The 23,088-nt window shown below is 71.2% G+C and carries 17 protein-coding genes and 1 pseudogene; 15 read left to right on the top strand and 3 right to left on the bottom strand.

Annotated elements, in window-relative coordinates:
• The first annotated feature begins 84 nt into the window (after window positions 1–84).
• The 7 genes from OHA03_RS09870 to sucD all read left to right on the top strand — a co-directional run bounded on the left by OHA03_RS09870 (window position 85) and on the right by sucD (window position 9,776).
• Window positions 85–1,197 (top strand): AAA family ATPase, encoded by a 1,113-nt coding sequence (locus tag OHA03_RS09870; RefSeq protein WP_267002834.1) that lies wholly within the window; start codon window positions 85–87, stop codon window positions 1,195–1,197.
• Entirely contained in the window at window positions 1,194–3,599 is a 2,406-nt protein-coding gene (locus OHA03_RS09865; RefSeq protein WP_267002832.1) for a DUF5682 family protein, read from the top strand. Before OHA03_RS09870 ends, OHA03_RS09865 begins: the two co-directional genes overlap by 4 nt.
• Entirely contained in the window at window positions 3,596–4,822 is a 1,227-nt protein-coding gene (locus OHA03_RS09860; RefSeq protein WP_267002830.1) for a VWA domain-containing protein, read from the top strand. Before OHA03_RS09865 ends, OHA03_RS09860 begins: the two co-directional genes overlap by 4 nt.
• 103 nt (window positions 4,823–4,925) lie before the next feature.
• A complete protein-coding gene (locus OHA03_RS09855; protein ID WP_267002828.1) occupies window positions 4,926–6,005 on the top strand; it encodes a hypothetical protein in 1,080 nt (359 codons plus the stop codon).
• A gap of 106 nt (window positions 6,006–6,111) precedes the next feature.
• Window positions 6,112–7,329 carry a hypothetical protein gene (locus OHA03_RS09850; RefSeq protein ID WP_267002826.1) on the top strand — a complete coding sequence of 406 codons (1,218 nt, stop codon included), beginning with the start codon at window positions 6,112–6,114 and terminating at the stop codon, window positions 7,327–7,329.
• A gap of 360 nt (window positions 7,330–7,689) precedes the next feature.
• The gene (gene sucC, locus OHA03_RS09845; RefSeq protein WP_267002824.1) at window positions 7,690–8,871 is read left to right on the top strand and encodes an ADP-forming succinate--CoA ligase subunit beta; all 1,182 of its coding nucleotides are present in this window, start codon (window positions 7,690–7,692) and stop codon (window positions 8,869–8,871) included.
• 20 nt (window positions 8,872–8,891) lie between these two features.
• On the top strand, window positions 8,892–9,776 hold the full coding sequence (gene sucD / locus OHA03_RS09840) for a succinate--CoA ligase subunit alpha (protein ID WP_030914424.1): 885 nt from the start codon (window positions 8,892–8,894) through the stop codon (window positions 9,774–9,776).
• A 152-nt stretch (window positions 9,777–9,928) separates the two neighbouring features.
• Here the strand turns inward: sucD and OHA03_RS09835 are convergent.
• A pseudogene (locus OHA03_RS09835) lies at window positions 9,929–10,744 on the bottom strand (hypothetical protein); the annotation flags it as partial.
• Window positions 10,745–11,094: 350 nt separating this feature from the next.
• On the opposite strand from OHA03_RS09835, the gene OHA03_RS09830 reads away from it, so the two are divergent.
• Complete coding sequence (locus tag OHA03_RS09830) at window positions 11,095–12,783, top strand: DUF6350 family protein (protein WP_267002821.1); 1,689 nt, start codon at window positions 11,095–11,097, stop codon at window positions 12,781–12,783.
• On the opposite strand, the gene OHA03_RS09825 is transcribed toward OHA03_RS09830, so the two are convergent.
• Window positions 12,773–13,672 (bottom strand): hypothetical protein, encoded by a 900-nt coding sequence (locus OHA03_RS09825; protein ID WP_267002819.1) that lies wholly within the window; start codon window positions 13,670–13,672, stop codon window positions 12,773–12,775. The two genes, OHA03_RS09830 and OHA03_RS09825, sit on opposite strands and share 11 nt — an antisense overlap.
• Before the next feature lie 358 nt (window positions 13,673–14,030).
• Between OHA03_RS09825 and purN the strand changes: the two genes are divergently transcribed.
• Window positions 14,031–14,687: a phosphoribosylglycinamide formyltransferase gene (gene purN, locus OHA03_RS09820; protein WP_267002817.1), complete on the top strand. Its 657-nt coding sequence runs from the start codon at window positions 14,031–14,033 to the stop codon at window positions 14,685–14,687.
• Window positions 14,674–16,227 (top strand): bifunctional phosphoribosylaminoimidazolecarboxamide formyltransferase/IMP cyclohydrolase, encoded by a 1,554-nt coding sequence (gene purH, locus OHA03_RS09815; protein WP_267002815.1) that lies wholly within the window; start codon window positions 14,674–14,676, stop codon window positions 16,225–16,227. Before purN ends, purH begins: the two co-directional genes overlap by 14 nt.
• A 192-nt stretch (window positions 16,228–16,419) precedes the next feature.
• Here the strand turns inward: purH and OHA03_RS09810 are convergent, their stop codons facing one another.
• Window positions 16,420–16,992, bottom strand: coding sequence for a hypothetical protein (locus OHA03_RS09810; protein WP_267002813.1), 573 nt, complete (start codon window positions 16,990–16,992; stop codon window positions 16,420–16,422).
• Between the two features lie 237 nt (window positions 16,993–17,229).
• On the opposite strand from OHA03_RS09810, the gene OHA03_RS09805 reads away from it, so the two are divergent.
• The 5 genes from OHA03_RS09805 to OHA03_RS09785 all read left to right on the top strand — a co-directional run bounded on the left by OHA03_RS09805 (window position 17,230) and on the right by OHA03_RS09785 (window position 23,057).
• Window positions 17,230–18,108, top strand: coding sequence for a bifunctional methylenetetrahydrofolate dehydrogenase/methenyltetrahydrofolate cyclohydrolase (locus OHA03_RS09805; protein WP_267002811.1), 879 nt, complete (start codon window positions 17,230–17,232; stop codon window positions 18,106–18,108).
• Between the two features lie 29 nt (window positions 18,109–18,137).
• Window positions 18,138–18,851 (top strand): DUF3017 domain-containing protein, encoded by a 714-nt coding sequence (locus tag OHA03_RS09800; RefSeq protein WP_267002809.1) that lies wholly within the window; start codon window positions 18,138–18,140, stop codon window positions 18,849–18,851.
• Between the two features lie 206 nt (window positions 18,852–19,057).
• Complete coding sequence (locus OHA03_RS09795; RefSeq protein WP_267002807.1) at window positions 19,058–20,278, top strand: NADP-dependent isocitrate dehydrogenase; 1,221 nt, start codon at window positions 19,058–19,060, stop codon at window positions 20,276–20,278.
• 482 nt (window positions 20,279–20,760) lie between these two features.
• A complete protein-coding gene (locus OHA03_RS09790) occupies window positions 20,761–21,888 on the top strand; it encodes an XRE family transcriptional regulator (RefSeq protein ID WP_267002805.1) in 1,128 nt (375 codons plus the stop codon).
• A 179-nt stretch (window positions 21,889–22,067) separates the two neighbouring features.
• Window positions 22,068–23,057, top strand: coding sequence for a malate dehydrogenase (locus OHA03_RS09785; protein ID WP_030914454.1), 990 nt, complete (start codon window positions 22,068–22,070; stop codon window positions 23,055–23,057).
• Window positions 23,058–23,088 lie beyond the last annotated feature (31 nt).

Genomic DNA, 23,088 nt, shown 5'->3' with positions numbered 1-23,088 from the left:
GGAAAGACCGTGGGAAGGGTCGATTGTCAGTGGCATGGTGCACGGTGGGAACCACATCCGGCCGACCGATCTGGAGGGGGATCCATGACCGTGTCCGAAACCACCGCCGGCGTCCGCGCAGAGGCTCTGCGCCCGCATGCCGAGGACGCTTTCGCCGACGAACTGAAGGCGCTCGCGGCCGCCGACGACCGCCCACGGCCCGAGCGTTGGAAGCTGTCGCCGTGGGCCGTGGCCACCTACCTGCTCGGCGGCGTTCTGCCGGACGGGGCAGTGATCACACCCAAGTACGTGGGCCCCCGCCGCCTTGTCGAGGTCGCCGTGACGACGCTCGCCACCGACCGCGCCCTGCTGCTCCTCGGCGTTCCCGGCACGGCCAAGACATGGGTCTCCGAGCATCTCGCGGCTGCCGTCAGCGGCGACTCGACGCTGCTGGTCCAGGGCACGGCGGGCACGCCCGAGGAGGCCGTGCGTTACGGGTGGAACTACGCGCAGTTGCTGGCGCACGGGCCCAGCCGCGACGCGCTGGTGCCCAGCCCGCTGATGCGTGCGATGTCCGAGGGCATGACCGCGCGGATCGAGGAGCTCACCCGTATCCCTGCCGATGTGCAGGACTCGCTCATCACGATCCTGTCGGAGAAGACGCTTCCGCTCCCCGAGCTGGGCCAGGAGGTCCAGGCCGTCCGCGGCTTCAACGTCATCGCGACGGCCAACGACCGCGACCGCGGGGTCAACGAGCTGTCCAGTGCCCTGCGCCGCCGGTTCAACACGGTCGTGCTGCCGCTGCCCGCCACGCCTGATGCCGAGGTCGACATCGTGTCCCGGCGCGTGGACCAGATGGGGCGCTCGCTCGACCTTCCGGCCGCCCCCGACGGCATGGCCGAGATCCGCCGGGTGGTCACGGTCTTCCGTGAACTGCGCGACGGTGTCACGACCGACGGCCGGACCAAGCTCAAGTCCCCTTCGGGCACGCTGTCGACGGCCGAGGCAATTTCCGTCGTCACCAACGGCCTGGCGCTCGCCGCCCACTTCGGCGACGGGGTGCTGCGCCCCGGCGATGTCGCGGCCGGCATCCTCGGCGCCGTCGTCCGGGACCCTGCGGCGGACCGGGTGGTCTGGCAGGAGTACCTGGAGACGGTGGTCCGTGAGCGGGACGGCTGGAAGGACTTCTACCGCGCCTGCCGCGAGGTCTCCGCGTGACCGGGGCCGCGCCCGCCGCCGGTCCGCTGCTGCTCGGGATCCGGCACCACGGTCCCGGATCGGCCCGCGCGGTCCGTGCCGCGCTGGACGCCGCCGGACCCCGGGCCGTCCTCATCGAGGGGCCGCCCGAGGGTGACGCGCTGCTGCCGCTCGCCGCCGACGAGCGGATGCGGCCACCGGTGGCGCTGCTCGCCCACGCGGTGGACGACCCGGGCCGGGCGGCGTTCTGGCCGCTCGCCGAGTTCTCGCCCGAGTGGGTCGCGATCCGCTGGGCGCTCCGCCACGACGTGCCGGTCCGCTTCATCGACCTGCCCGCGGCGCACTCCCTGGCCATGACCGACTCCCCGGCCCCGGGCGCGGACCACGACCACGATCAGGAACAGGGTCGGGCGGGTGACGGCGACGCCGCGGGTGCGGTGGCCGCGCCTCCGATCGACCCCATCGGGGTCCTTGCCGAGGCCGCCGGCTACGACGACCCCGAGCGCTGGTGGGAGGACGTCGTCGAGCACCGCGCACCGGACGGGCGGCTCGTCGACCCGCGGGCCCCGTTCGCCGCGCTCGGCGAGGCGATGACGGCGCTGCGCGAGGTGTACGGGGACGGCGGGCACCCCCGCGACGCCGTACGCGAGGCGTACATGCGGATCCAACTGCGTGCCGCACGGAGGGAGGTCGGGGACGATGTGGTCGTCGTCTGCGGAGCCTGGCATGTGCCCGCGCTCGGAGCGAGGACGACCGTCACCGCCGACAGGGCCCTCCTCAAGGGGCTGCCCAAGGTCAAGACGGAGCTGACCTGGGTGCCCTGGACCCATCGGCGGCTCGCCCGGCACAGCGGTTACGGGGCGGGGATCGACTCGCCCGGTTGGTACGGGCACCTCTTCGGCGCCCCCGACCGGCCGATCGAACGCTGGATGACCAAGGTCGCCGGACTCCTGCGCGACGAGGACCGGTTCGTGTCGTCCGCCCATGTCATCGAGGCCGTGCGGCTCGCCGGGACCCTCGCCGCCCTGCGCGGCCGGCCGCTCGCCGGGCTGAGCGAGACGACCGACGCGATCCGGGCCGTGATGTGCGAGGGCTCCGATGTGCCGCTCGCGCTCGTACAGGACCGGCTCATCGTCGGCGAGACGCTCGGAGAGGTGCCGGACACCGCCCCCGCCGTGCCGTTGCAGCGCGACCTCGCACGGCTCCAGCGCACGCTGCGGCTCAAACCGGAGGCGATGGAGCGCGAGTTGGAGCTCGACCTCCGCAAGGACACCGACGCGGCCCGCAGCCGCCTGCTGCACCGGCTCCGGCTCCTCGCCGTCGGCTGGGGCGAACCGGCCGCCGGCCGGGGGAGTACCGGCACGTTCCGGGAGAGCTGGCGGCTGCGCTGGGAGCCCGAGCTGTACGTACAGGTCGCCGAGGCCGGGATCTGGGGCACCACCGTGCTGACCGCCGCCACCGCCAAGGCCGAATCGGAGGCAGTCTCGGCGACCGCGCTCGCCGAGGTCACCGCGCTCGCCGAGCGCTGCCTCCTCGCCGAACTGCCCGACGCACTGCCCGTCGTGATGCGGGCGCTCGCCGACCGGGCCGCGCTGGACGCCGACGTCGGCCACCTCGCCGACGCGCTGCCCGCCCTGGCGCGGACCCTGCGGTACGGGGACGTACGGTCCACGGACACGGCGGCGCTCGGCGAGGTCGCGGCCGGGCTCGCCGAGCGGATCTGCGTCGGACTGCCGCCCGCCTGCACCGGGCTCGACGCCGACGGCGCCGCCGAACTGCGCCGCAAGGTGGACGGGGTACACACCGCGATCGGGCTGCTCGCCGGTGCGGTACCGGCGGACGGGCTCCGCGAGCGCTGGACGGCCGTGCTGCACAAGCTGGCCGCCCGGGACACCGTCGCCGGCGTCATCCGGGGCCGGGCGGCCCGGCTGCTGCTCGACGAGGGGCGGCTCGAAGAGGACGACGCGGCACGGCTGATGGGCCTCGCCCTGTCGCCCGGCACGCCGCCGGCCGACGCGGCGGCCTGGATCGAGGGCTTCGTCGGCGGGGCCGGTGGGGGCGGCGGCATGCTCCTCGTCCACGACGAGCGGCTGCTCGGCCTGGTCGACGCCTGGCTGGCCGGCGTCCCCGCGGACACGTTCACCGATGTACTGCCGCTGCTGCGCCGCACCTTCTCGGCGTACGAACCGGGCGTACGGCGCACGCTGGGCGAGCTCGTACGCCGCGGCCCGGCCACCGGAGGGCCGGCCGGGACCGTCACCGGAACGACAGCCCCCGGCTTCGGCCCCGCCCTCGACGAGGAACGGGCGGAGGCGGTGGTACCCGTACTGCGGCTGCTGCTGGGGCTGGACGCCGAGGACGCAGAGGGCGGCGACGCGGACGCCGTCGACAACGCCATCGAACCGCTGGGGGCAACAGGATGACGACGGTCACGGACACAGACACATCGAGGGCGGGGGCCGGGCGCGGCGCGGCGGACGACGAACGGCTGCGGCGCTGGCGCATGGTGCTCGGCGGGGACAGTGCCGAGACCACCGGCTGCACCCTCACCGGCCGGGACGCCGCGATGGACGGCGCACTGAACGCGCTGTACGGCGGCGGGGGCAGGCCCGGCGGCCGGGGCGGCGGCGACCGCTCGGCCGGGCTCGGCGGCTCCGCCCCTTCCGTCGCCCGCTGGCTCGGCGACATCCGTACCTACTTCCCCAGCTCCGTCGTCCAGGTCATGCAGCGTGATGCGATCGACCGGCTTGGTCTGTCCGCACTGCTGCTGGAGCCGGAGATGCTGGAGGCCGTCGAGGCGGACGTCCATCTCGTCGGAACGCTGCTCTCGCTCAACAAAGCCATGCCCGAGACGACGAAGGAGACGGCACGAGCCGTCGTACGCAAGGTCGTCGACGACCTCGAGAGGCGGCTCGCCACCCGCACGAGGGCCACGCTGACCGGCGCGCTCGACCGGTCGGCGAAGATCAACAGGCCCCGCCACCGTGACATCGACTGGGACCGCACCATCCGGGCCAACCTCAAGAACTACCTGCCGCTTCCCGGCGGGGACGGGGCCGGCACGGTCGTCCCCGAACGGCTCATCGGCTACGGGCGGGCCGCGCAGGCGGTGAAGAAGGACGTCATCCTCTGCATCGACCAGTCGGGATCGATGGCCGCCTCCGTCGTCTACGCCTCCGTCTTCGGCGCGGTGCTCGCCTCCATGCGGACGCTGCGGACCAGGCTCGTCGTCTTCGACACGGCCGTCGTCGACCTCACGGACCAGCTCGACGACCCCGTCGACGTGCTCTTCGGCACCCAGCTCGGCGGTGGCACCGACATCAACCGGGCACTCGCCTACTGCCAGTCCAGGATCACCCGCCCGGCCGAGACGGTCGTCGTCCTCATCAGCGACCTCTACGAGGGCGGTATCCGCAACGAGATGCTGAAGCGCGTCGCCGCGATGAAGGCCTCCGGCGTGCAGTTCGTGACGCTGCTCGCCCTGTCCGACGAGGGTGCTCCCGCCTACGACCGTGAGCACGCGGCGGCGCTCGGCGCACTGGGCGCACCGGCGTTCGCGTGCACCCCGGATCTTTTCCCGGAGGTGATGGCCGCGGCACTGGAGAAGAGGCCACTGCCCATACCGGACAAGGAGACCCATCAGTAACAAGGGACTTGCGTCAACCCGGGAGGGTCGTGCAAGCATCGTCCCGTCGTCCGCGGAGGACTGCGTTCCGCACCCCGCGCCATCAGGGAGGGTTCACTCCGACGTGACCGCTGCAGCTGTTCGTTCTGTCGCCGACCCGCGCCCGGTGCGCGCGTCGGTCGGCCGGCGTGCGCTGCAGGTGGTGCTGTTCCTCGGCGGACTGCTGGCCCTCGGCCTCATCTTCGGAGCCGAGGCACACGCGGCGCAGGCACCCGTCCCGCCGCTTCCCGCCGCGGGGACGGCAGTTGCGCACGGGGCCGGGGCGCAGGACGGGGGCGCCGATGCGGCAGCCGAGCCGGTGGACGTCCCGAACGCCGAAGCGGCGAAGGGGCTCCCGGACGCCTCCGCCCCGGTGCCGACACACGTTCCGGCCGCAGGGCCGTCGGGCGCGCCTACCGCTGAAACGCACGCCAGGCCGATGGCCGCTTCCGCAGCCTCCGCTTCCACCGACCCCGCTTCCGCGACTTCGGCTTCCAGCGCCTCCGCGTCCACCTTCTCCGTCTCCGCCACCTCTGCCACCCCCGCCACTTCCGCCACGACCTCCGCTTCCGTTTCCACCGACACCGCGACGTCCGTCGCCGTTGCCGGTGCCCGGTCGGTTGTCAGGACGACGCGGGACACCGTCCGGTATCTCGTCCGGCCGGTCGGCGAGGCGGTGGAGGGTGTCGGGATGGCCGTCGACAGTGCTGCCGGGGTGCTCCCGGACGTATGGGCGCTGCCCGCCCGGCTGCTGCTTCCCCTCACAGCCGTCGATCCCCCTGCCGAGGGCCGCCCGGGCCACGGTTCCGCCGGCGGCGGCACGCACGCTGCCGCACCCGCACCGCGTCCGGTCTGCGGGTACACCTCTGAGGCCGACCGGGGCCGGGACCCCGTCGCCCTGCTGAACGGCACCTCCGCGAGCGGGACGGACAGCCGAGTGCCCGCGCCGCGGTACGGACCGGCGCCCGAGCGGGCGCCCCTCGATCCCCGTGGTGGCTCCGGTCACCCGTCCAGCACCGAGGCCCATGGGCCACGCGGCGGCGAACAGCACGCCGTTCCGTTCGCGGGCGGTACCTCCTTCGGGCTCATACGCGGTGCCGGTCTTCCGGCGACCGTCGCCCCGATGCGCGACAGGTCCGGCGACATCCTCGAATTCCCCGGCTAGGGCAGGCCGTTCCCCCGCCTCGACCTGCCGCGCGGGGGCGGAACAGGTCTGCCCGCCGTCCGGACGACTCCGGACCGTCGAAACGTATTCGAAGGATCTGACACACATGCACCAGAACATCCGCCGTTCCATAGCAGTCGCCGCCACGGCCACCGGAATGTGGGCCCTCGGTACCGCCGTAGCCAGTGCGGACGAGCTGCCTGTCTCCGTTCCGCTCTCCACCCCCGACAACGCGGCCGACGCGGTCGACGGGGTCGCGGAGCTCAAGGACACCGTGCAGACGGAGACCGCCGGGGCGAAGGCAGCTGCCGGCGCCGTGGCCGCGCAAGCGACGTCCGCCCCGGGCGCCAAGGCCACCGGGCAGGTCGGCCGCGTGACGGGCGGCGTCGAGCACCAGGTCACCGGCGTCACGGGCAAGCTCACGGGCGCCGTCGACCGCACCGACGGCGTGGACGTCCAGGACGCACAGGCCGTGCAGGACCTGTCCGGTCTGTCCGGCGCAAACGCGGTGCAGGACCTGCAGGGCCTCCCCGGCTACGACGTCCCGGTCGCGCCCGACGCGCCGATCGACTACCTCTTCGGCCCGATCGAGCAGATCCCCGGCTACGTGCAGAGCAGCGCCTCCGGCGCCGCGACCACCGCGCAGGGCACCGTCACGGGCGCGGCCCAGGGCGCTCTCACAGAGGCCGGGCCGGTCGTCGGTCAGACCTCCGACGCCGTGCTCCCGCCCATCGTCGCCGAGGCGGTCTCCGCGGTGCTGCCGGTCGTCGACCGGGCGCTCGGAGACGTCGGCACCCTGGTTCAGGGTGTGGTCTCCGAGGTCGCTCCGTTCGCCGACGGCGTCGTCGAGCAGGCCGCCCTGCCCTTCGTGCACGGCGTCACGGCCGAGGTCCAGCCGCTGACGTACGGCGCGGTCGGCGCGGTGCAGCCGTTTGCCGGGGGTGTTGTCTCCGACGTCCAGCCGTTCGCCGGGAGCGTTGTCTCCGAGGTGCAGCCGTTCGCCGGGGCAGTCGTCTCCGACGTCCAGCCGTTCGCGGGGGGTGCCGTCTCCGGGGTGCAGCCGTTGGCTCAAGGGCTGACCGGGGACGCGGTCGCCCCGTTCGCACAGGGCGTCGCGACCCAGGTGATGCCGCTGGCGCAGGGTGTCGGCGCGCAGGCGCAGCCGTTCGCGGGCGGGCTCGTGGGCACGGCGGGCGGCGACGCGCGTCCGACCGTCGGAAACGCGGTGCACGGTGCGCAGGGTCTGACATCGATCGCCCCCGACTTCGTCACCGACGCGGTGCCGTCCTTCACCGCTCCGGCGTACCCGGCCCAGGGGATCTGAGACCTCTCGGACCTCTGAGGGCAGTTCCCGGCCCGTCGCCGGGCGGTTCCCCGTCGTGTTCGGACCACTCCGTCCGGACCGCGGGCACTGCCCGGCCCCGGGTCCCCTCTTCCCACCATCGCGCACCTGCCGTTTTGTCCACTGCGACCCGGCTACCAGCGTGATCTGTGACCGTAATCACCGCCCAGGTGTGAGCTGCGATTTAGGGTCCTGTGGGGCTCGGGGATAACCTGCGGGATGGACATGCCGCGTACCCGGTCACCGTGTGCGCTTTCCTTGTGACAGAGCAGTCACGTTGCCCCTCGCGGCACGCCCACGCTGAAAACGAACCGCGAGACCACTGAAAAGGGACGGACGCGCGTGGACCTGTTCGAGTACCAGGCGAGGGACCTCTTCGCCAAGCACGGTGTACCGGTGCTGGCCGGTGAAGTCATTGACACGCCTGAGGCAGCCCGCGAGGCGACCGAGCGGCTGGGCGGCAAGTCTGTCGTCAAGGCGCAGGTGAAGGTTGGCGGTCGCGGCAAGGCCGGCGGCGTCAAGCTGGCCGCCACCCCCGACGAGGCGGTCGCCCGTGCGACCGACATCCTCGGCATGGACATCAAGGGCCACACGGTCCACAAGGTGATGATCGCCGAGACCGCGCCGGAGATTCTTGAGGAGTACTACGTCTCGTACCTCCTCGACCGCACCAACCGCACCTTCCTGGCCATGGCCTCGGTGCAGGGTGGCATGGACATCGAGGAGGTCGCGGAGAAGACCCCCGAGGCCCTCGCGAAGGTCCCGGTCGACTCCAACACCGGAGTCACGATCGAGAAGGCCCGCGAGATCGTCGCCCAGGCGAAGTTCCCGGCCGAGGTGGCCGAGAAGGTCGCCGAGGTCATGGTGACGCTGTGGGACACCTTCGTCGCCGAGGACGCGCTCCTCGTCGAGGTCAACCCGCTCGCCAAGGTCGCCTCCGGCGACGTCCTGGCGCTGGACGGCAAGGTGTCTCTCGACGAGAACGCCGACTTCCGTCAGCCCAGCCACGAGGCCCTCGAGGACAAGGCCGCAGCCAACCCGCTCGAGGCTGCCGCCAAGGCCAAGAACCTCAACTACGTCAAGCTCGACGGCGAGGTCGGCATCATCGGTAACGGTGCCGGTCTGGTCATGTCGACCCTGGACGTCGTCGCGTACGCCGGTGAGCACCACGGCAACGTGAAGCCCGCCAACTTCCTCGACATCGGCGGCGGCGCCTCCGCCGAGGTCATGGCGAACGGCCTCGAGATCATCCTCGGCGACTCGGACGTCAAGTCCGTCTTCGTCAACGTCTTCGGTGGCATCACCGCCTGCGACGAGGTCGCCAACGGCATCGTCCAGGCCCTGGCGCTTCTGAAGTCGAAGGGCGAAGAGGTCACCAAGCCGCTGGTCGTGCGCCTCGACGGCAACAACGCGGAGCTGGGTCGCAAGATCCTTTCCGACGCCAACCACCCGCTCGTGCAGCGCGTGGACACCATGGACGGTGCGGCCGACAAGGCCGCTGAGCTCGCCGCGGCTGCGAAGTAAGGACGAGGGACTCCAACACCATGGCTATCTTCCTCACCAAGGACAGCAAGGTCATCGTCCAGGGGATGACCGGTGCCACCGGCATGAAGCACACCAAGCTCATGCTCGCCGACGGCACCAACATCGTCGGTGGCGTGAACCCGCGCAAGGCCGGCACGACCGTCGACTTCGACGGCACCGAGGTACCGGTCTTCGGCTCCGTCGCCGAGGCGATGGAGAAGACGGGCGCGAACGTGTCCGTCCTCTTCGTGCCGCCGGCCTTCGCCAAGGCCGCCGTCGTCGAGGCGATCGACGCCGAGATCCCCCTTGCCGTCGTGATCACCGAGGGCATCGCCGTCCACGACTCGGCCGCCTTCTGGGCGTACGCCGGCTCGAAGGGCAACAAGACCCGGATCATCGGCCCGAACTGCCCCGGCCTGATCACCCCCGGCCAGTCCAACGCCGGCATCATCCCGGGCGACATCACCAAGCCCGGCCGCATCGGTCTCGTGTCGAAGTCCGGCACGCTGACCTACCAGATGATGTACGAGCTCCGTGACATCGGCTTCTCGTCCGCCGTCGGCATCGGTGGCGACCCGGTCATCGGCACGACGCACATCGACGCCCTGGAGGCGTTCGAGGCCGACCCCGAGACCGACCTGATCGTCATGATCGGCGAGATCGGTGGCGACGCCGAGGAGCGTGCGGCGGACTTCATCGCGAAGAACGTCACCAAGCCGGTCGTCGGCTACGTCGCGGGCTTCACCGCCCCCGAGGGCAAGACCATGGGCCACGCAGGCGCCATCGTCTCCGGCTCCTCGGGCACCGCCCAGGCGAAGAAGGAGGCCCTCGAGGCCGCAGGCGTCAAGGTCGGCAAGACGCCGACCGAGACCGCCAAGCTGGCGCGCGAGATCCTCGGTGCCTGACAGCTGCATCGCAGCTGATCCGCTGTATCGCTGATACTGCGTGTACCGCTGTGTCGCGTCACTGCACGGACGGCGCGGGCCCGTATCCCTCTTCAGGGATACGGGCCCGCGCCGTTTTGATTCGGATTCGATTCCGGTGTGATGAGGGTCGGTCACCGTACTTCCGGGACGAGCCGCGCGGGTCCGTGAACGAGCTCGTCGTCGAGCTTCTTCTGCATGTCCAGGTCCTGCCATGTCAGCTGCTGCGGACCGCCGCGGGGCGGCACGCCCCCGACCTGCTCGGCGGGCGACGGCGGTGTCTCGTACCGCGGCGGAGCGGTCACCATGGTGACCGCCGCGAGGCCGACGAGCAGTGCCGTGAGGGCGATGGCCGCCTGCGTCCAGAGTCTGGCCTTGTTCTCACCGGCGGTGCGGACCGCATGGGGAGTGAGCAACGGAGCCACGGGCTGGGCGTGGGCGAGCGTGCCCAGCTGTTCGTGAAACAGCGCGGACTCTTCGTCGGGTGTGAGCGGGGTCGCCAACTCGGGCACCCGCTCGGCGACCGCGGCCCGCGCGGTCATCAGCCTGCCGGCCGCCGCCACGGTGCTCGCCTCCGTCTCCGCTGCGGCATCCGGCAGGTCCAGGCCGATCCCGTCGTGGAGCAGCAGGGTGCGCCGGTACGCCGGCGGCAGGTCGAGCAGCGCGTCGAGCAGGGCACGCGAGCGGGGATCGACTTCCGACTGCGGGTCGGGGCGGCGGTGGGCGCGGCGCAGTCGATGCCAGGGCGACATCGCGTACTCGTACGCAGCCGCCCGCACCCAGCCGGCCGGATCCCGGTCGACGGCCACCTCGGGCCAGCGCTGCCAGGCCTGCTCGAAGGCCCGCTCGACGGACTCCTTGGCGAGGTTCCGGCGACCGGTCAGCAGATACGTCTGCCGGAAGAGGGCGGTGGCGAGGCCGACGTAGAGGGCATCGAATGCCTCGGCGGGGGTGGGACCAGGGGAAGTGGGGACCGCGAGGGCTGTTGGGGTGGAGGAGACGGGTGGGATGGGCTGGTCCCGGGTGGTGCCGGGGTTGGTCGGGGCCATGGTGGTGCTCCCGGTGGCTTGGGTTCGGGCGGCCGGAGACTGCGCGGCTCCTACGAGGAGGGCAGCGGGGAGGGGGTGGCCGCATCGGTGGCGCTGTGAGTCATGAAGGCCCCCTGGCGGACCCGTATACGGACCCGTACGGACCCGTATTGGGCCGAAAAGTACATAAACGTATATTGAGCGACACAGCGGCTATTCGCCCGTTACACGAAAAAAGTGCGTGTCGTTGGGAGCATTGCGATGTGACCCAAATGACCGAACGCACCCCGTCGTTGTCGGCTGAGCGGGGCCGGTCCGCCGTGCTGGTCTCCGCCTTTCTGCGGGGCGTGCTTGCCGGCGGGCTCGGGCTCGGCTCGCTGGCTGTGCTCGTCATGATGGTGTGGATCAGCTCCCGGTCCTCCGACAGCGGCCCCGGCGGCGCCTTCCACGCCGCAGCGGGGATCTGGCTGCTGGCACAGGGCGCCGAACTCGTCAGAACCGACACCCTCAGCGGCACCCCCGCCCCCGTCGGTGTTGTCCCGCTGCTGGTCACCGCGGTGCTGCTGTGGCTGGTGCATCGGGCCGCCCGCGATGTGATGGAGCCCGACGACGAGGGGCGCACCCCGACCTCGGCCGGGAGCGTCTTCTGCCTGGTGACGGGCGGATATCTGCTGGTCGTGGCGGTTGTCGCGTTCTATGCGAAGAGCGGCTCGATGGTTGCGCAGCCGTCTTCGCTCCTGTTCCCGCTGGTTCCCGTGGTGGCGGGTGCGGCGGGGGCAGGGGTGTGGACGGCGGCCGGGCGGCCGGTCGGGCCGCCGTCCTGGGCTCCGGTGCGGCTGCACGAGGCGATGGCGCGGACCCGGTTCGCGGTGCGGGCGGAGGCGGTGTTCCGGTCGGCGGCGGCCGGGACGACGGTGCTGCTGGGTGGCGGTGCGCTGCTGGTCGCGGCGTCACTGGTGTGGCATGCGGAGCAGGTGCAGGCGTCGTTCCTGGGGCTCTCCGGCGACTGGGCGGGCCGGTCCGCGGTGCTGCTGCTCGCGATGGCGCTCGTACCGAACGCGGCGGTGTGGGGTGCTGCCTATGGGCTCGGGCCCGGCTTCGCACTCGGTACGGCGTCCACGGCCACCCCGCTCGCCTTCACCGGGCGACCGGCGCTGCCGGACTTCCCCCTGCTGGCAGCGGTACCGGCCCACGGCCCCGGGACGCTCCTGAACTGGGCGGCCGTGGCGGTGCCGGTCGCGGCCGGGGTGACGATCGCCCGGTTCACCGGACGTAACGGGGAGGCGCGCAGTCTGTGGGAGACCGCGCTGACGGCTGCCCTCGCGGCGGTGGGCTGCGGCGTCGGGACGGCGGCGCTGGCCGCGGCGGCGGGCGGACCGATGGGTACCGGTGCGCTGGCCGAGTTCGGCCCGGTCTGGTGGCTCACGGGCGCGGCGGCGCCGGCGTGGACGGCGCTGATCGGGGTACCCGGGGCGCTGCTGCTGAGGGCCTGGCGGCTGCGGCAGCACGGCAGTGGGGCAGGGGAGGCCGGGTCGGTGCTTCCCTCCCCGGCCGATGCGGAGATTTCGGAGCGGCAGCGGGGCGGTATGCGGTGGCGGCGCAGGCGTCGGGGCGAGGATGCGGCCGGGGCATCGGAGCCAGTACCCGGCACCGGAACGGGCACGGAAACCGGAGCCCGAACCGGATCCCCGGTCGGGGTCGGTTCGGTACCCGTGTCTCCGCCTTCGCCTGCCTCGACGTCGGCGCCCGTGCCCGGCGCGGAGTCCTGGTACGAGGGGGATGCGGGCGCTGAGCCGTACGACTTTCTGCCGACCGACCCGTGGCACGAGCGGACGGCCGGGGATTCCCCCTGGAACTCCGGGGGTTCCCGCTGGGTATCGCTCTCCAAGCGCCCCGGGACGTCGTCGGCCCGGCCTCCGGAGGCCGGGCCGACGAGCAGTCCGGAAAGCGCTAGTTCTTGACGCCGAAGAACGGCTCCAGCGGCTTCGGCAGCAGGTCGTTGCAGGCCAGCTGTCCGGACTTGGTAAGAGCGTCGTTCACGCAGGTGTAGTAGTCGCGGTAGACCAGCTGCACCGTGAACGTCATTGCGACGATCGAGAGGGCGAGCAGCGCCGTGACGAGACCGCTGACGGCAGCCGTCGTCTGCGGCCTGCCCTGGCTCCGTGCGTACGGGGCGGCAGTCCCGGCTCCGGGAGCCGGGCCCGCGGCCGGAGCGGAACCGGAACTCGTACCGGCAGCCCTGTGGGTGCTCTCCGCCGCCGTTGCACTCCTCGGCTTGGCACGCAGCGAGCTGACCGACCAGTACACGGCGAGTGCGCCGAGGAGAAGGGCGATCTCCGGGAAATCGAAGATCGCGAAGAAGAAGGCCCACATGCCGGAGAGCAGCGCGTAGCGGGCGCGCCGCTGGGCGGGGTCGGTCGGGTCCCAGCGCAGTCCGCCGGGGCCGCCCTCGGGGCCGCCCTGACCGCCTGGGCCGTTCGGTCCGGCCTGGCCGCCCGGACGGCCGCCGAAGCCGCCGCTCTGGCGGCCCGGCTGGTGGCTGCTCCACTGGCTGCCCCAGGCCGGCCGGTCGTCGGACGAGCCGCCCTCGGACGACCCGTCGCCGTTCCCGTTCGCACCGTCGTCTCCGTTCCCGTTCGCACCGGGCGACGGGTGGCGCGGCCGCCACGGCTGGTCGGGGCGGTTCTCCGGCGGTGGGGCGAAGGGGTTGTCGTCCTTCTTGTTCGAGGAATCCGGCGAATCCGAAGGATCCGAGGAGGAGCCCGTCGGGGACTGGCGTTCCCGCAGCAGCAGTGAGGCCCGCTCGGGCAGCGGGTGGCGGAAGGCGGTGCGGCGGCGTCGGTCCGGCATATGGTGAACGTCTTCCCCATCTCGTCATTTCCGCCCTGACGGACGGTTCGCTGTCCCCTGACGCTACCTCCCGGCCAGGAGGGGCCGAAAGCGGGGAGCGCGGCGCCGGAGCCCGATACCTGCCGCCCGGACCCCCTCCCTGTGCGATCTCCCCCTCGATCTCCCTTGGATCTCCCCTGCGATCCGGCCCCTCACCCCCGTCCCGTGGGGGTCCCCCGATGTGCCGGTATCGTTGCTGACGGTCGGCTCCTTCGTAGAGTTCCCCGTATCGATGGGCGCGATTCTTTCGTACGACCCTACAAATAACGACCCTACAAACAGCGTCGCTCTGCTTCACCACGCGAGAAAGGGCCCAGCCGTGGCCTCCCCGCCCCCCTCCGCCGCTCCGGCCCGCCTGGTCGTGCTGGTCTCCGGTTCCGGTACGAACCTCCAAGCCCTGCTCGATGCGATCGGCGACGACCCTGCGGGCTTCGGCGCCCAGGTCGTCGCGGTCGGCGCCGACCGCGACAACATCGTCGGTCTGGAACGGGCGGAGCGCGCCGGGCTGCCGACCTTCGTCTGCAAGGTCAAGGACTACGCCACCCGCGAGGAGTGGGACGCGGCGCTCGCCGCCGCCACTGCCGCGCACCGCCCGGACCTCGTGGTGTCCGCGGGCTTCATGAAGATCGTGGGCAAGCGGTTCCTCGCCGAGTTCGGCGGCCGGTTCGTCAACACCCACCCCGCCCTGCTCCCCAGCTTTCCCGGTGCCCACGGGGTGCGTGACGCCCTCGCGTACGGCGCGAAGGTCACCGGGTGCACCGTCCACTTCGTCGACGACGGCGTCGACACCGGTCCGATCATCGCGCAGGGCGTGGTCGAGGTGACCGAAGAGGACACGCCGGAGGGCGAAGCCGCTCTCCATGAACGCATCAAGGAAGTCGAGCGCAAGCTGCTCGTCGAGGTCGTGGGGCGGCTCGCCCGTAACGGCTATCGCATTGAGGGACGAAAGGTTCATCTCGGTCATGTCGGTGAATAAGCCCATCCGCCGCGCCCTGGTCAGTGTCTACGACAAGACGGGGCTCGAAGACCTCGCCCGCGGTCTGCACGAGGCGGGCGTCGAGCTCGTCTCCACCGGTTCGACCGCCGGGAAGATCGCCGCCGCTGGCGTGCCGGTCACCAAGGTCGAGGAGCTCACCGGCTTCCCCGAGTGTCTCGACGGCCGTGTCAAGACGCTGCACCCGCGCGTGCACGCCGGCATCCTCGCCGACCTGCGCCTGGACGCCCACCGTGAGCAGCTGGCCGAGCTCGGTGTCGAGCCCTTCGACCTCGTCGTCGTCAACCTGTACCCGTTCAAGGAGACCGTCGCCTCCGGCGCCTCCGCCGACGAGTGCGTGGAACAGATCGACATCGGCGGCCCGTCGATGGTCCGCGCCGCGGCCAAGAACCATCCGTCCGTGGCCGTCGTCACGAGCCCCGAGCGGTACGCCGACGTCCTCGCCGCGGTCAAGGCGGGCGGCTTCGACCTGACGACCCGCAAGCGGCTCGCCGCCGAGGCGTTCCAGCACACGGCCGCGTACGACGTGGCTGTCGCCTCCTGGTTCGCGGACGACTACGCCGCCGCCGACGACTCGGGCTTCCCCGACTTCTTCGGTGCGACGTACGAGCGCAGCAACGTCCTGCGGTACGGCGAGAACCCGCACCAGCCCGCCGCGCTCTACACCTCCGGCGCCGGAGGCCTGGCCGAGGCGGAGCAGCTGCACGGCAAGGAGATGTCGTACAACAACTACACGGACACGGACGCAGCGCGCCGTGCCGCGTACGACCACGCCGAGCCGTGCGTCGCGATCATCAAGCACGCCAACCCGTGCGGCATCGCGATCGCCGACGACGTCGCCGAGGCGCACCGCAACGCGCACGCCTGCGACCCGCTGTCGGCCTTCGGCGGTGTCATCGCCGTCAACCGTCCGGTGACCGTCGCCATGGCCGAGCAGGTCGCGGAGATCTTCACCGAGGTCATCGTCGCCCCGGCGTACGAGGACGGCGCGGTCGAGATCCTCGCCCGCAAGAAGAACATCCGCGTGCTGCGCTGCCCCGACGCCCCGACCTCCACGGTCGAGGTCAAGCCGATCGACGGCGGCGCGCTGCTCCAGGTCACCGACCGGCTCCAGGCCGACGGCGACGACCCGGCCAACTGGACCCTCGCCACCGGTGAGGCGCTCTCCGCGGACGAGCTCGCCGAGCTCGCCTTCGCCTGGAAGGCCTGCCGCGCGGTCAAGTCCAACGCGATCCTGCTCGCCAAGGGCGGCGCCTCGGTCGGCGTCGGCATGGGTCAGGTCAACCGCGTCGACTCCGCGAAGCTCGCCGTCGAGCGGGCGGGCGAGGAGCGTGCGCGCGGAGCGTACGCCGCTTCGGACGCGTTCTTCCCGTTCCCGGACGGCCTGGAGATCCTGACCGCGGCCGGCATCAAGGCCGTGGCCCAGCCCGGCGGTTCGGTCCGTGACGAGCTGGTCGTCGAGGCCGCGAAGAAGGCGGGCGTGACGATGTACTTCACGGGTACGCGGCACTTCTTCCACTGACGGGATGGGCGCACCGGGTCTGTGCCGGTAGCCATCTCGTCCTCGGTCGCCGGGCGGGTCCGAAAGCTTCGGACCCGCCCGGCGACTGCCGTACGGACAAGACCGAAGGCCGTAACCCGCGAGCGTGCGCGGGTTACGGCCTTCGGTCAATATCTACGGCTGTGAGGCGAGCCGACTGTCGCGGGCGGCCACTCAGGCGCGCGGTCGCTGGAACCAAGCGGCCCCGTCCGACTTCGCCACGAAGACGATGATCAGGACGCCGAGGGCGATGGTGACGATGCCCAGGGGCAGCTGGAAGATGCCGCCGAGGCAGATGAATGCGCCGTAGACGATGGCGCAGACACGGATGGTATTGCCACCGGTCTTCATCTTGAGCGCGAGCGCGACCGAGAGCCCGGCGAAGATCAGCGCGAGCACCGCGATAAACGCCAGAAGGCCCTTGCCGAAGTTGGCGATCGTCTCGGTGTCGGCGGTGGAGCCAGCGTTGTTGACGGCGTCGTCGACCGCACCCATGCCTGCGAACGCGATGATGGCGCCGATGATCTGGAACGCGGCGACGACCCACAGCATCACGCGGGCCGCCTTCACGCCGCCCGGCATCTCGACCGGGGCGCCCGGGAAGCCGTAACCGGGCTGGACGGGCGGGGCCTGCGGGTAGCCGTAGCCCTGCTGGGGCACGCCCTGCGGGGCCTGCTGGGGGTAGCCGTAGCCCGGCTGCCCGCCCGGCTGCTGGCCGTAGGGGTTGTTCGGGTCGCCGTTGCTCATGGCGAAATTCCTCCGTTGCGAAAGTGCGGGGACGACGCGGTCCGGGCGGAGGAATCATGCGCAATCAGAACGGCCTGTCCCCCCGACACTGCCCGCGATACTGCGCGGCTCATCGTGGTCTTGACGTCGGCTTTTTGTCCAGTCGATTGCCGTATGTGTTGTGCAAGCGCAATCTGCTGGCCACCGTGGGGACCCAGAATTGGTATGCGGGCGGGGTCATCCGCGAGGATGGGCACTATGACTGCCCAGATTCTCGATGGCAAGGCCACCGCAGCCGCGATCAAGTCCGATCTGACCGTCCGCGTGGCGGCCCTCAAGGCGCAGGGCATCACCCCTGGCCTGGGAACCCTGCTCGTCGGGGACGACCCGGGCAGCAGGTGGTACGTGAACGGCAAGCACCGCGACTGCGCGCAGGTCGGCATCGGCTCCATCCAGCGCGAACTCCCCGACACCGCCACCCAGGAGGAGATCGAGGATGTCGTACGGGAACTCAACGCCAACCCCGACTGCACGGGGTACATCGTGCAGCTTCCCCTCCCCAAGGGCATCGACACCAACCGTGTACTGGAACTGATGGACCCGGCCAAGGACGCGGACGGTCTGCACCCGATGAACCTCGGCCGGCTCGTCCTGAACGAGACGGGCCCGCTGCCGTGCACCCCGCAGGGCGTCGTCCAGCTGCTCCGCCACCACGACGTCGAGATCAACGGGGCGCACGTCGTGGTCGTCGGCCGCGGTGTCACCATCGGCCGCTCGATCCCGCTGCTGCTGACCCGTAAGTCCGAGAACGCCACCGTCACCCAGTGCCACACCGGCACGCGTGACCTCGCCGCCCAGCTCAAGCAGGCCGACATCATCGTCGCCGCCGCGGGTTCGCCGCACATCATCAGGCCCGAGTACGTGAAGCCGGGCGCGGCCGTGCTCGACGTCGGCGTCAGCCGGGACGAGGAGGGGAAGATCGTCGGCGATGTGCACCCCGGGGTGGCCGAGGTCGCCGCGTGGATCTCCCCGAACCCGGGCGGTGTCGGCCCGATGACCCGTGCCCAGCTGCTCGTCAACGTGGTCGAGGCGGCCGAGCACGATGCGGCCGCCGCGGCTTCCGTCTCCGCCGACTGAGCCGACCGACCTGATCCGGAAGGAACCTCATGGGTGCTGGTACGAGTCCGGCCGACCCGGCCGCTGCGGCGGACCGGACGATTCCGGTGCCGCCGGGCGGAGGCGCGCGCGGTGCGGATGAGCGTGCCGAGGGTGTGCCGGGCGAGGGCATGAGCGCTGCGGTCGAGGGCCCGGACGCCGGGCCTGCGGGCGAAGAGGCTACGGATGCCGAAGTCGCGGATGGCGAAACCAGTGCCGAAGCGACGGCCGAAGCCGCGGGCGTCGGCTCCGGCAGCAGCGACCCCGCTGCCGGTGAACCCGCCCCCGGCGACTCCGCTCCCAGCGGTGGTCCGCCTGTCGGGCCCCGCCCGTCGCGACGGTTCCCCTCGTTCACCCGGGACACTGCGCGCCCCGAGGGCGGCGGCAGGGCGGCGTCCGGGGACGCGCCGGCCCCGGCCCGCCAGTGGCCGCTGCTCGCCGTGCTCTGCACGGCCGGGATCGGCCTGCTGATCGTGGCCGTCAACCCCTTCGCCGAGGCCTTCAGGATCGGCACGATACTGATCGGCGTCGCTCTCATCGGTGGAGCCGTGCTGCGCTGCGTGGTCCCCTCGGTGGGCATGCTGGCGGTCCGTTCCCGGTTCACCGACCTGGTGACCTACGGACTGCTGGGCGTTCTGATCGTGCTGCTCGCGCTCGTGGCGCAGCCCAAGCCGTGGCTGGACGTACCGTTCCTGGAGCACGCGGTCCGCTTCACGATCCGCTGACTCCCGTACGGCACCCGGTACGTCCGGCGCCGAGTGCGTCCAGGACGCCGCGTACTCCTCGTAACGCCGAACCGGCCCCCTCGCCACCCACACCGGGTGTGAGGGGGCCGCGGCTTTTGAGCGGCAGACCGTGGCCATCTATCTCGATGTCGAGTATCTTGGCGTCGAGATAAATTGGCCGAAGCGCGGAAGGGACGTTCCACTCCATGGTCAAGATCAAGGTGGTCAACCCCGTCGTCGAGCTCGACGGTGACGAGATGACCCGCATCATCTGGTCCTTCATCAAGGACAAGCTGATCCTCCCGTACCTCGATGTCGAGCTGAAGTACTTCGATCTGGGCATCGAGCACCGCGACGCCACCAACGACCAGGTCACGGTCGACGCCGCCCACGCCATCAAGCAGTACGGCGTCGGGGTCAAGTGCGCCACGATCACGCCGGACGAGGGCCGGGTCGAGGAGTTCGGTCTGAAGGCCATGCACCGCTCGCCGAACGGCACGATCCGCAACATCCTCGGCGGCGTCATCTTCCGCGAGCCGATCATCATGGAGAACGTGCCGCGGCTCGTCCCGGGCTGGACCAAGCCCATCGTCGTCGGCCGTCACGCCTTCGGCGACCAGTACCGTGCCACCGACCTGAAGATCCCGGGCCCGGGCACGCTCACCATGACGTTCACCCCGAAGGACGGCTCCGAGCCGGTCGAGGTCGAGGTGCACGAGTTCCCGGACGCCGGCGTCGCACTGTCGATGTACAACCACGACGAGTCGATCCGCGACTTCGCGCGCACCTCGTTCCGCTACGGCCTGGACCGCGGGTACCCGGTGTACATGTCCACGAAGAACACGATCCTCAAGAAGTACGACGGCCGCTTCAAGGACATCTTCCAGGAGGTCTTCGACGCCGAGTTCGGTGCGGAGTTCGCGAAGGCCGGACTCACCTACGAGCACCGTCTGATCGACGACATGGTCGCCTCGGCGCTCAAGTGGGAGGGCGGCTACGTCTGGGCGTGCAAGAACTACGACGGTGACGTCCAGTCCGACATCGTGGCGCAGGGCTTCGGCTCGCTCGGCCTGATGACGTCGGTCCTCATGTCGCCCGACGGCAGGACCGTCGAGGCGGAGGCCGCACACGGCACGGTCACCCGCCACTACCGCCGGCACCAGCAGGGCAGGGCGACGTCGACCAACCCGATCGCGTCGGTCTTCGCCTGGACCCGCGGTCTCGCGCACCGCGGCAAGCTGGACGGCACGCCCGAGGTCATCGCGTTCGCCGAGGCGCTGGAGAGGGTCTGCGTCGAGACCGTCGAGGGCGGCCGGATGACAAAGGACCTGGCGCTGCTGATCTCCGAGGACGCCCCCTGGCTGACCACGGAACAGTTCCTGGGCGCGCTGGACGTCAACCTGCAGAAGGAGATGGCATCCCGCTGAGTCCTGCCCGAGCTCGGGCAGGCGGGCCTGGCTTCCGCGCGGCGGCCTGCCGCCCACCAGGTGGTGTCCGTCCCCTCCCCCGAGAAGGGACGGACACCAGCGGCCGGGGCCCGCAGGAGCGAAGAAGCCCCGGAAAGTGGTGACTTGAGCGGCCTTGCCCCGACCCGGATCCAGCCTCGTCGACGAGGAACGACGGTTCAAGGAAACCCTGTGGCCTGTGGCACGGAAGTGACCATTCCGCCACGGTGTGATCGCCGCGCAACGGTGGCAGACCGGCACGGCAACGCAGGGCGGGGCAGGGGGCGCTCGACGGTGCGAGCCGAACTCCCGAATGACTCGGTGCGCTCTCTTTCCAGGAACTGACCGGCTGCCTTTGTGCATCCTCCTGGGTAGTCCGGAACGGTAGACCGCCGTTTCGGGACAAGGGGGGAACGACAGAGCGGGGCACATCAGGCATATTCGGGGGAATTGAGGGGGAAGTAATGCCTCGTTGGAAGGCACTACCGGATGAACTCGATCCACAGGTCAGGGAGTTTGCCGGCCAGCTCCGCAGACTCATCGACCGCAGTGGTCTGAGCATTGCCGCGGTTGCTGACCGCACGGGCTACAGCAAGACCTCGTGGGAGCGCTATCTGAACGGCCGGCTGCTCGCGCCCAAAGGGGCGATCGTCGCTCTCGCCGAGGCCACGGATACCGATCAGGTGCATCTGACGACCATGTGGGAGGTGGCGGAGCGGGCCTGGAGCCGCGCCGAGATGCGCCACGACATGACGATGGAGGGCATCCGGATCGCCCAGGCGCGTGCGGCGCTGGGCGAGTTCGGGCCGAGTCCGGTGGGCCATGGCGGGAGCCGCCGCTCCGCGGTCACCGGCGCGGTCACCGGCACAGCCACGGACGCGGATACGGACCGGGGTGCGGGTGGACGCGACGGGGGCCGCGCACCGTCCGTACCGATTCAGCGCGGGACGTCCCCGCGCGTGCCGCAGCAGTCACAGGCGCGCCCGGGTGCCGGATACACAGACACATGCGGATCCGCTGCAGGGGGACGGCCGCCGCAGCCACCGCAGCCGCAACAAGGCGGCGGTCCGCGGAAGCCGGTCGACCGCCGCAAGCTCACCGTGTTCCTCGCCGGCGTGGTGGGCGCGCTGATGGTGATAGCCGCCGCGGTACTCCTGACCGGCCCGGGCGGTGACGACAACGACAGGAAGGACGCCGCCACTCCGTCGGCGTCGCCGAGCCCGAGCGCGCCCGAGCTGCCGGACGGCGTCAGGTGCAGCGGTGCCGACTGCACGGGGAAGGATCCGGAGGACATGGGGTGCGGCGGCAGGTTCGCCAATACGGCCGCAAGCGTCACGGTCGGCGGAAGTCTCGTCGAGGTGCGCTACAGCGAGACGTGTGCCGCGGCGTGGGCCCGGATCACCAGGGCCACTCCGGGCGACACGGTCCGGATCACCGCAGGCGCGGCCGCGGGGCAGCGCGGCGCGGTGGACGCCGGCACGGACACGGACGCGTACACCCCCATGGTCGCTGTCAAGAAGGCCGCGGACGCCAGGGCCTGCGCGACGCTCGCGTCCGGGACGAAGGGGTGCACCACCGAAGCCGCCGGATGAGACGCGGGTCGCGGTGAGCGGTGCGTGACCGGTTGTGTGCGGTGCCACAGGGGGCCGGGCGGCCGGGAGGTTCCGGGTCGGATAGCCTGATCGCTGGATATCTCTTCACATCAAGATTCAAGGGATATCCAGCACCAGGGGCAGGGACCCCCACCGCCAGCTGTCTAACGGAGATCGCCATGACCCGCACTCCCGTGAATGTCACCGTGACCGGCGCAGCCGGCCAGATCGGCTACGCGCTGCTCTTCCGCATCGCCTCCGGCCACCTGCTCGGCCCGGACGTGCCGGTCAACCTGCGCCTCCTGGAGATCCCGCAGGGTCTGAAGGCCGCCGAGGGCACCGCGATGGAGCTCGACGACTGCGCCTTCCCGCTGCTGCGCAACATCGAGATCACGGACGACGCCAACGTCGGCTTCGCCGGTGCCAACGTCGCTCTGCTCGTCGGCGCCCGCCCCCGTACGAAGGGCATGGAGCGCGGTGACCTGCTCTCCGCCAACGGCGGCATCTTCAAGCCGCAGGGCAAGGCGATCAACGACAACGCCGCGGACGACATCAAGGTCCTCGTCGTCGGCAACCCGGCCAACACCAACGCGCTCATCGCGCAGGCCGCCGCCCCGGACGTACCGGCCGAGCGCTTCACCGCGATGACCCGTCTGGACCACAACCGCGCGATCTCGCAGCTGGCCGCCAAGACCGGCGCCGCCGTCTCCGACATCAAGAAGCTGACGATCTGGGGCAACCACTCGGCGACCCAGTACCCGGACATCTTCCACGCGGAGGTGGCCGGCAAGAACGCCGCCGAGCTCGTCAACGACGAGGCGTGGCTGGCCGACACCTTCATCCCGACCGTCGCCAAGCGCGGCGCCGCGATCATCGAGGCCCGTGGCGCGTCCTCGGCCGCCTCGGCCGCCAACGCCGCCATCGACCACGTGTACACCTGGGTCAACGGCACCGCCCCCGGCGACTGGACCTCGATGGGTATCCCGTCGGACGGTTCCTACGGTGTGCCCGAGGGCCTCATCTCGTCCTTCCCGGTCACCACGAAGGACGGCAAGTACGAGATCGTCCAGGGCCTGGACATCAACGAGTTCTCCCGCACGCGCATCGACGCGTCGGTGCAGGAGCTCGCCGAGGAGCGCGACGCGGTTCGCGAGCTCGGTCTGATCTGATCCGTACGCCTCCTGGCGCGCACCTCACCGC

It is taken from the genome of Streptomyces sp. NBC_00154 (assembly GCF_026342835.1).
Classification (GTDB): Bacteria; Actinomycetota; Actinomycetes; order Streptomycetales; family Streptomycetaceae; genus Streptomyces.
The sequence above is the reverse complement of the archived record's forward strand: the minus strand, read 5'-3'. Positions and strand labels throughout refer to the sequence as shown.